This is a genomic window from Curvivirga aplysinae, from assembly GCF_009711445.1.
Lineage (GTDB): Bacteria > Pseudomonadota > Alphaproteobacteria > UBA8366 > Aestuariispiraceae > Curvivirga > Curvivirga aplysinae.
Genome location: NZ_SMMC01000102.1, coordinates 1 through 10013 on the forward strand (window position 1 = coordinate 1; position 10013 = coordinate 10013).

The 10013-nt window shown below is 40.4% G+C and carries 7 protein-coding genes; 3 read left to right on the forward strand and 4 right to left on the reverse strand.

The features are described 5' to 3' along the window. Positions 1 to 103: 103 nt before the first annotated feature. Positions 104 to 739, reverse strand: coding sequence for a histidine phosphotransferase family protein (locus tag E1160_RS02460; protein WP_155153408.1), 636 nt, complete (start codon positions 737 to 739; stop codon positions 104 to 106). Positions 740 to 888: 149 nt separating this feature from the next. On the opposite strand from E1160_RS02460, the gene E1160_RS02465 reads away from it, so the two are divergent. Further along, positions 889 to 1089, forward strand: coding sequence for a DUF3553 domain-containing protein (locus E1160_RS02465; RefSeq protein WP_155153409.1), 201 nt, complete (start codon positions 889 to 891; stop codon positions 1087 to 1089). Positions 1090 to 1265: 176 nt separating this feature from the next. Beyond that, on the forward strand, positions 1266 to 2987 hold the full coding sequence (locus tag E1160_RS02470; RefSeq protein WP_155153410.1) for an NADH-ubiquinone oxidoreductase-F iron-sulfur binding region domain-containing protein: 1722 nt from the start codon (positions 1266 to 1268) through the stop codon (positions 2985 to 2987). Positions 2988 to 3042: 55 nt separating this feature from the next. Here E1160_RS02470 and E1160_RS02475 read toward each other — a convergent pair whose 3' ends face one another. Further along, positions 3043 to 3546, reverse strand: a complete 504-nt coding sequence (locus tag E1160_RS02475) for a PAS domain-containing protein (RefSeq protein WP_218048663.1) — start codon at positions 3544 to 3546, stop codon at positions 3043 to 3045. Positions 3547 to 3762: 216 nt separating this feature from the next. Here E1160_RS02475 and E1160_RS02480 point away from each other — a divergent pair, with 216 nt between their 5' ends. Continuing rightward, positions 3763 to 6864 (forward strand): ABC transporter transmembrane domain-containing protein, encoded by a 3102-nt coding sequence (locus tag E1160_RS02480; protein ID WP_155153412.1) that lies wholly within the window; start codon positions 3763 to 3765, stop codon positions 6862 to 6864. 47 nt (positions 6865 to 6911) lie between these two features. Here the strand turns inward: E1160_RS02480 and E1160_RS02485 are convergent, their stop codons facing one another. Both E1160_RS02485 and E1160_RS02490 read right to left on the reverse strand, forming a co-directional pair. Then, complete coding sequence (locus E1160_RS02485; protein ID WP_155153413.1) at positions 6912 to 7820, reverse strand: methylenetetrahydrofolate reductase; 909 nt, start codon at positions 7818 to 7820, stop codon at positions 6912 to 6914. Positions 7821 to 7900: 80 nt separating this feature from the next. Next, positions 7901 to 10013, reverse strand: a 2113-nt coding sequence (locus E1160_RS02490; protein ID WP_218048664.1) for an ASKHA domain-containing protein, incomplete at its 5' end; no start/stop codon positions are given.

A 10013-nucleotide genomic window follows, 5' to 3' on the forward strand; every position in this document is an offset into this window, starting at 1 on the left:
TTTTTTTCAACTAAATATCATCAAAAAAATAAAAAAAGAGTCTTCTTCATTAGTTATTTAACCAAAACACTATTACATATTCTTTTCAATTCACTGTATCTGGTTAGCTCTTTTCGATAGAAAAAATGACCTGTGTGGTCGTGTCATCCATACAAACAGCATGTGAAAACTTCATCCTCAATTGTTCAGCTAATTGAAATGTTAAAAATTCATGAACATTTTTTGAGTTAAGATCATCAATAGTCTTTACCCCAGACAAAATACTGACAAGTTCTTCGTTCTCCTTTGCACTACCCCCTACTCCAGATACAACAATCTGACCCTCATCCAAGCTCACATCAATATCCCCCGCCAATCCTACAGATTGTCTTGCCAGCAAAATCAGATTCAAAATCAACCGCCCTTCCCCGGCCGATAAATCTGGTGCTATCGGTGCCATTTGCCACGTTAGAGAAATATCTGGATCTGCTTCATAAAAACGAAATGCTAAAGATCTTAGCTCCGCAATATTATCTATAGCATTTCCCGCAAAACCATAAGCGACGCGATAAAACTTCAATCTAGAAGTTAATTGCAGTGAACTATTTGAAAGCAATGAGACAACTTCAGTATCAGCTATTTGCCCAGAATGGTCTGCCAGATATTCTATGCCATTGCCTATAGCCCCCGCAGCCCCAACCAATTCATGACAAAGCCGCGAAACCAACAATTCCGAAAAACGCAAATTTATTCTTTCCATAAGAAATATTTCCCCATTTAATTATGCACCCTTTCGCCAGAAAGATTGCGTCGTCCTGATAGAATATGTATAGCAAGCATTACCAATTTCTTAAATGATGTGATGCTTTACAGTCTTAAAGAAATTGAATTATGACAAGGAACATTTTTATGAGTCTACAAGTTTCTTCGTATATTCCACGCTTAGGTGAATATGTTACTCTCTCAGGTGCAAATGAGTGGGGTATTGGGCAGGTTCAATCTGTTGTTGGCTTGAAAATTACGATAAATTTTGAGCATGCAGGTAAGCGTGTTGTTGATTTAGCCAATGCACAACTCGTCGCGGCAGACATAGACAATGACGTTCACTGACAAGATACGACTTTACGATACCCTTTATAAGTAGCAACAATCCATTGTTATATCTGTAAAAACCATCTTGGAAAGTAGTTACAGATATAAACATCAAACATTATCATAATAATGCCAGATTTTATTTTGGCATATGCAGGATCAGATACACCTTAATTTGAGGGAGCAAATCAATTATGGGTGAAACACATAAAAGCGACGAAAACGGAAAAGTAAATCGCTTCAGAAGCCCGGGGTTCGGTCGCCGGAAAGCCGTACCACATCCAAAAGGCCGCCAATTAAATTCAACGGCACATGACGAAGTGCTGGAATTACTATCAGAAGACTCCCGTCAACGAAATATGTTGATCGAAAATTTACATCTGATCCAAGACAAGTTTGGTCATTTATCTGCTGCACATCTACATGCCTTAGCACATGAGATGCGACTGTCTCAGGCAGAAGTTTATGAGGTAGCTTCTTTTTACGCCCATTTTGATATCGTGCTAGAAGATGAAGTAGCTCCGCCCCCCTTAACTATTCGCGTATGTGATAGTTTGTCATGTGAAATGAAAGGCGCACAGGATCTTTTAAGAAACCTTCCAGACGCAGCAGGACAAGAGGTTCGGGTGTTACGTGCGCCTTGTATGGGACGTTGTCATCAAGCACCAGTTGCCGAAGTTGGTCACAATCATGTAACCGACGCGACAGTTGAAAAACTGATTGAAGCTGCCGAAAAAGGCGATACACATCACGCAAAACCAAATTACGAAGATTTTGATAAATATAAGTCAAATGGTGGTTACGCAATTCTTGAAAAATGCGTTTCAGGAAACCTTACTGTTGAACAAGTTATCGAAACGATGGAAGGTTCAGGCCTCCGCGGATTAGGTGGCGCTGGATTCCCAACCGGTCGTAAATGGAAATTCGTTCGTATGGAACCGAAACCGCGTTTGATGGCCGTAAATGGTGATGAAGGTGAACCAGGAACAATCAAAGATCATCACTATTTGACACGAAAACCTCATCAATTCCTTGAAGGGATGTTAATTGGTGCATGGGCCGTCGAAGCAGAAGCTGTCTATATCTATATTCGCGATGAATATCCTGATGTGATTGCATTATTAAAAGATGAAATTGCTAAAATTGAAGCTGCAGGCCTATCCAAACATACGAAGCTTCATTTACGCCGCGGTGCTGGTGCCTATATATGCGGTGAAGAATCCGCAATGATCGAATCAATTGAAGGTAAAAAAGGCCTACCACGCCATCGTCCACCATTTGTGGCTCAAAAAGGTATCTTCGACCGCCCAACATTGGTGAATAACGTCGAAAGCTTGTACTGGGTTCCAGAAATCCTAGAAAAAGGTGGGGAATGGTTTGCATCTCATGGCGCAAATGATCGTAAAGGTTTACGTAGCTTCTCTGTATCTGGTCGTGTGAAAGAACCGGGCGTTAAACTGGCACCTGCAGGGATTACTATTCAACAGCTTATCGATGATTATTGTGGCGGTATGTTGAATGGTCATGAATTGAAAGCTTATCTACCTGGCGGTCCATCTGGCGGTATCTTCCCAGCTAAGATGAATGACATCCCTTTGGACTTTGATACGCTTCAGCCATTTGGCGGGTTTATTGGATCTGCTGCTGTAATGGTATTATCTAATCACGATAGTGTAAAAGATGCTGCATTAAATCTGATGAAGTTCTTTGAAGACGAATCTTGCGGTCAATGTACACCATGTCGAGTTGGCACAGAAAAAGCCGTCAAACTTATGGAAACACCAAGTTGGGATACAGGGTTGTTAGAGCAGTTATGCGATACAATGGCTGATGCATCAATTTGTGGTTTAGGACAAGCAGCACCAAATCCAATCAGAAGTTTATTAAAATACTTCCCGGAAGAAGTACCTAATTAAAGCTGCTATTTTTATGATAGAAAAAACCGCTTAAGCATAACTTAAGCGGTTTTTTTTAATCTTCAATATTTCGGCATTCAAAAGAACGAAAAATAAAATCATCAGCTGCAAAATCAAAAGCTGTCTGTTCGATATCATAGTCACATACCTGCGCACTAAGTATTTGAACAATTTCCCCTTCAACATTAGCAAGAGGTAGTAAAATTAATTCTACTCTTTTTTCATCGAGGGAGACAGCCTTCCCAGAAGCAACGGAAGTATGATTTCGTACGGTATCGAAATAACTACTTAATAAAGCTGAGATCTCATTACTAAAAATTTCGTCTATATTTTTACCCGCAAGACTTTTCTTATACGTTTTTTGCACTATATCCCCCGCTAGACGACAAACATAAGTTTCTTCCTGAGGAATAAATTCAAAGATGGCGAGATGCGAAAAAACATCCGGAATTCGGGTCAAATCAATAGATGATCGAAACGGAACCACATGCGACGACCGACAATCACACCAGTGATTATATAAATTACGCAATAAGCCGTTTTTAATTAGTTCACGCATAGCAACCAGCATTAGTGATAACAGTATGATAATACTATTTTATTATTTGCCGGGAAAATCAACAAGGAAGTATTCATATTATTATATTTATTGAGTCGAATTGGATATCTTATGTCAATTTCTGAATTGATTAAGTTGGACCTATATCAGGATTCACTATAACCTACCCTTCAAAAGATTCTCTAAATATTGAAACAAAAGACAGAGAGATATAAATTGGATCGCAGCCTTTTCAAATTTATTTGGCGTTATAGTAAAGCACAGCAAATTACAACGCTTGCACTCATTCTCGCTTCATTTCCATTTCTTTATTACTCACTAGACTTACCGAAAACTATTGTGAATGAAGCAATCGGTGGGGCTGCTGATTATTTTGTCTTATTCAATTTCAACCTATTTGGCCTGCAATTTGATGGTATTGAAATGGGCCAATTGGAATACCTTTTTTCGTTATGCCTTATCTTTTTGTTGATGGTCTGCATCAATGGTGGGTTTAAGCTGCGAATCAATACCTATAAAGGTGTTATGGCGGAACGTTTGTTAAGACGTATACGTTATCTCTTATTAGAGCGCACCCTGCGCTTCCCTTTATCACAGTTTCAAAAAACATCGGCTGGTGAAGTTGTGACGATGGTTACAGCTGAAGTGGAACCTCTTGGTGGTTTTTTTGGAGATGCCTATGCTTTACTGGCTTTCCAAGGCGGAACCTTCATAACAATCATGACTTTCATGTTCATACAAGATCCATTACTTGGTCTTGCTGCTTTCATTTCCATTCCTGTCCAAGGATACGTTATTCCTAAACTTCAAAAGAGAGTTAATGCGTTAGGTAAGGAACGTGTAAAATATGTACGTTCTCTCTCTAATCGGATCAATGAAGTTGTGGCTGGCGTAGAGGATATTCACGCTCAAAATCATTCAAAATTTATTTTGGCTGACATGTCTGACCGATTGGGAAAAATTTTCTGGGTTAGATTTGATATCTATAAACGTAAGTTCTTTATGAAGTTCCTAAATAACTTCATTGGACAAATGACCCCGTTTTTCTTCTATTCAGTTGGTGGCTATCTGGTTATTATGGGTGATTTGACATTTGGTGCCCTTGTTGCGGCTCTCGCAGCATATAAAGACTTGGCGGCACCTTGGAAAGAATTGCTTAATTATTATCAGCGTATGGCTGATTCCAAAATTAAATATGAACAAATACATAGCCAATTTGTACCAGATGGTATGCTTGAAGCCGATAAATTTGATGGTCGTCCGAAAGAAAAAATCACTCTGGTTGGGGATATAAAAGCAACCTCTTTAACAGTACAAGACGAAGATGTGATGTTGATTGATAATGCGAACTTCACACTCAGACAAGGTAGTTCAAATTTGATTACAAGCAATTCAGGTTCTTCTCGTGATAGTCTGTCTAGATTGTTAACACGTTTACAAGCTCCATCCAAAGGTAGCATAACAGTTGACGGTCATGAATTTTCAAATATGCATGAAGAAACCATTGGTCAAAATATTGCTTATCTATCCGCCAATCCCTCCTTCTTTGATCGTTCAATTGCTGATAATTTATTTATGGGGTTACAGCAACTACCACCAAAAGAAGAAAGTCATGACGAAGATAGATTGAAGGGGATTGTTGAATCTATTGCTGCCGGCAATAGTAAAGATAACATTGAACTTGATTGGATTGATTATCCGCTGTCAAATTCAGGTGACTATGAAGATTTACGCCACAAGGCAGTTGAAATACTTGAAGAAGTAGAATTATCCAATGATCTTTTTAACTTAGGATTACGCCAAGTTATTGATGTGAATAATAATCAAGATTTCGCCGATAATTTAATGAAAGCACGTCAAGCTTTGTGGCCATATCTCGAGGAAAGAGGTATCGCCGATTTAGTTAAACCATACAATTTTGATAGCTATAACGAATATACAACTGTTCACGAAAATATTTTATTCGGGCGCCCTATTCATGAACGTTTCAATGACGTGAACTTCATGCAACAGCCTGAAATCATAAAATTATTAGAAAAGCATAATATTTACAATATGTTCTTAACTATCGGCCTGCGAAGCGCTGAAATTATGGTCGATATGTTTAAGGATATCGCGGCTGGACATACTTTCTTTGAACAATTTAGCTTCGTAGATGAAGAAAGCTTACCAATTCTTAAAAATATTGTAACAAAGGCAAAAAAAACCGAAATAAATGAATTGAGTAAAGAAGATAAAGATATCCTCCTCTCACTTCCTTTACGTCTTGTACCTCAACGCCATCGTCTTGGATTAATTGACAATCGTCTAAGGTCAAAACTAGTGGAGCTTCGAAAAGATATCTGGGAAGAGCATCGTGAGTTCTTCATCCATGATATCCAAGGCTTTGATTCAGAACACTATAATGAAAATCTGTCTATTCAGGATAATATCCTATTTGGTTCCATTGCATTTGGCCGGGCAGATGCGACGTCAAAAATCGAAGAAGCTCTAATTTCAATTACAGATCAACTAAAGTTGCGAGAGCCTATAATTAGAGCAGCCTTTGTGTTCACAGTGGGTATCGGAGGTGCGCGATTAAGCGCTGCACAACGACAAAAACTCGCTTTGGCCAGAAATATATTAAAACAACCAAAGATTATTGTGGTGAACGATGGACTAAATGCACTGGATGCGAAAACGCGAGAAAGAATTTGTAAAAAGCTTTCAAATCTTACAAAGCAAGCAACTACAATTTGGATTTCAACATCGGAGCCTGAAGGTTTTGATTATGAAACACATTACGAGATCAAAAATGGCAAGATTGCGCTAATTGATGGCTCATCTTCTATTCAGGAAGAAGAGATCGCTCAAACCCAGAGTATGGGTGAGGAAGCAATGGTTTTGCAAAGTTTACCTTTATTTTCTGAATTAGAACCTTCACAGCTAAAACTATTGGCCTTTACCGCCGAACGTAAACATTATCTTGAAGGGGAAAATTTGTTCAGACAAGGAGATGAAGGAGATACCGCCTATGTTATTCTGGATGGAGAGGCGAATGTAATCCTAGAGAACGAAGATAACTCGGAATCCGTTTTATTCTCGCTGGGTCGTAATAAACTTGTCGGTGAATTAGCCCTACTTTGTGATACAACTCGAACGGCTACAGTAAGAGCAATTAAAGACCTAAATGCCTTGCAACTAAACTCAGATGTATTTGCCGAACTTGCTCGTCAAGATGCCAACTTCTCCTATCAAATGACTCGTGATCTATCTCAACGACTGGTGGATACAACAGCCGAACTTAATGCAAAATCAAATGGTGAGACGGATAAATAAAAAAGGCTGGTCAAGACCAGCCTTTTTAATCATCAGATTATTTGCAATTAGCCAATATCAACGGTCAATTTAAAGCCATCTTTTTTATGATCTTCAAAGTTACCGTCTTGAACCGCATATAACCAAGCAGCAGATTTCTTCAAGCCGCCCAGTGGATATAGATGACACTGAGAAATCTTAATGTCTGAATCAGCTTTACAAGCTTCTGCCAATTCCAATACTAAATTGTTTGGTTGGCGTACTGTCATCAATTTAGCAATATTTGCAGCCTGACGTGTTAATACACGCATAGACGGACCGACACCACAATGCTGCGCATGTTTGATCAATGTTTTAATTGTCGCCAAGCCAGGAATACCAATATGAATTGGAAGCTCGTTTCCATCTTCTTCACGGATACGTTTTTCCCACTCTAAAATTGGCTTAGATTCGAAACAGAATTGCGTCGCTAAATAAAGCTGCATCTCTGTCTCTTTCTGATAGGCATTCTTATCACGAATTGCCTGTGCCACGTCAGTTTCAGGAATATCTGGTGTACCTTCTGGATGTGATGCCAAACCACATTTTTTAATACCATATTTTTCAAACAAACCAGTTTGCAAAACTTGCATGGAGCTATGGAACTCGCCCAGCGGCTTATCAACGGCACCACCGATCAACAACGCATGTTCAACTTCAACTTCAGCCTGAAGCATCTTCAAATTTTCTTCAAGGAAGTCTTTAGAAGGAATAGAACGTGCAGCAAAGTGAGGCACAGGGTTCATACCCTGATCACGCAATTTACGTACTGTTTTTACTGTATCAGCAAAATCGGAACCCGGTAGAAAAGTTACATATACTGTCGTACCTTCGCGAAGCATTTCACGAAAATCATCAACTTTTGCTGCCCCGCCCGGTGTAACTTCAACCGTACAGGTTTTCATGAATTCCTGAATTAGTTCTTTTTGTGCGCTCATTATGCAGCATCCATTTCTTAGAGGTTGGTCAATTTTGTATCTTCCAGCCCCTAAGAATAGATGTTTACGAGATGAGTATATTACCCGCGGCGACGGCGTCTGCTCCGACGACCACCACTGCCCTCATCTCCATCCCCATTATCGCTAGACGCAATCTTAGGTTCTGGTAGATTTACTACCTGCTTAAGGTTTTCATACGGTGCAGTCTTGTGTGGAAACGCCATTGCTTCGACAAAATGCGCCTGAAATTTCTCTTCGACCGCAGTTTCAATCTTTTCAATGTTTTGAACCAAGGTTTCAACTTCTCGGCGTGCATCTTTATTTAATAATGCGATACGTGCACCAGTTCCCGCTGCATTACCGACAGAGGCAACCATGTCTAATTTACAATCAGGGATCAGTCCAAGAACCATCGCATATTTAGGGTCGATATGACTACCGAATGCTCCGGCAAGAACCACACGCTCTACAGGCTTACCTAATTTGTCCACAAGAAGCTGTGCGCCAGCATAAAGTGCTGCTTTTGCTAATTGAATTGCACGAACGTCAGCTTGAATAACTTTAATGTCATGATGTAATACGTAGTCAAAGGTACGACCATTCTCAACCACACGATCTGTTTTAGATTTTAAAGTACCATCAATGATCCCATCATGAGTAATGATACCCGCTAAATACATCTCCGCTAATACTTCAATAATCCCAGAGCCACAGATACCCGTAACACCTGTTTTACTGGTAGCAGCAGCAAATCCTTCATCGTCGGACCATAAATCACATCCAATTACTTTGAAGCGTGGCTCAAGTGTTTCAGGATCGATCCGTACACGTTCAATTGCACCAGCTGCAGCTCGCTGACCTGAAGAGATTTGAGCCCCTTCAAGTGCTGGTCCTGTTGGGCTTGAACAAGCCAATAAACGGTCTTTGTTACCAAGCACAATCTCGGCATTGGTACCAACATCCACTACCAAAGTGATTTCATCACGGAATTGCGGACCTTCCGCCAATGTAACAGCCGCAGCATCTGCACCAACATGACCAGCCACACATGGTAAAATATAAGCACGTGCACCAGGATTCACATTTAATTCAAGTTCATTTGCCCAAACTTTAACCGCGCTGTTAGTTGCAAGCGCAAATGGTGCCCAACCAAGTTCTACTGGATTCACACCAAGCAATAGATGATGCATAATTGGGTTGCCGACTAGAACAATATCAAGGATATCAGATAGTTTTAAACCTGCCTCAGTCACCGCTTGAGATGCTAGGAAGTTCAATGTTTCGCGCACCGCACGTGTCATATCTTCTTCACCACCCGGATTCATCATCACGTAGGAGACTCGGGACATCAAATCTTCACCAAAACGAATTTGAGGATTCATCGCACCAACAGATGAAACAACTTCACCAGTTTGCAGATTTGTCAGATGCGCAGACATGGTTGTCGAACCAACATCCACCGCCAAGCCAAAAGCTTTGTCATGGAATCCAGGCCATACAAAAGTTAGCTCGCCATCATGACGAACGGCAGCTGTAATCTTCCATTCGCCGTCACGCAGAGCTTTTTGAAGTAGTTGTAAAACTTTAAGATCCGCATTAGTAACCTCTACTTCCCACTGATCTTTCAACGCTTCTGCGATACGCTCAAAATCACCTGTTGGCTTGTGCATATCAGGTTCTTCAACCTCGACATAATACAAACGAACAACAGGATTTAACTCAATATCACGTACTTCTGCACGTTTACGCACGACCTGTTTATGAACCTGAGAACTTTCTGGTACATCAATAACCAAGTCACCCTGAATCGTTGTAGAGCAACTTAATCGACGGTCATCGTCCATACCGCGTTTTTCTTTATAGCGCTCTTCCTTTGCATTAAATTCAGAGATATTATCTTCAGCACTTTTTAAACCAAATTTCGGAAAATCACCGACAGATTGAACGACTTGGCAGCGACCACAAATACCGCGGCCACCACAAACGGAATCGATATCAACACCTAGATGTCTTGCTGCATCCAGTACCTTGGTCCCAACAGGAAAAACGCCACGGCGACCCGATGGCGTAAATACGATTTTTGCAGTCTCCCCTTCAACATGGGAAGTTAACTGATCCGATGAAGCTCCCGAAACGGAAACGATTTCAGCCTGTCTTGTCTCTGTCATCTTTGTTCTTCTTTTCGACTTAAAT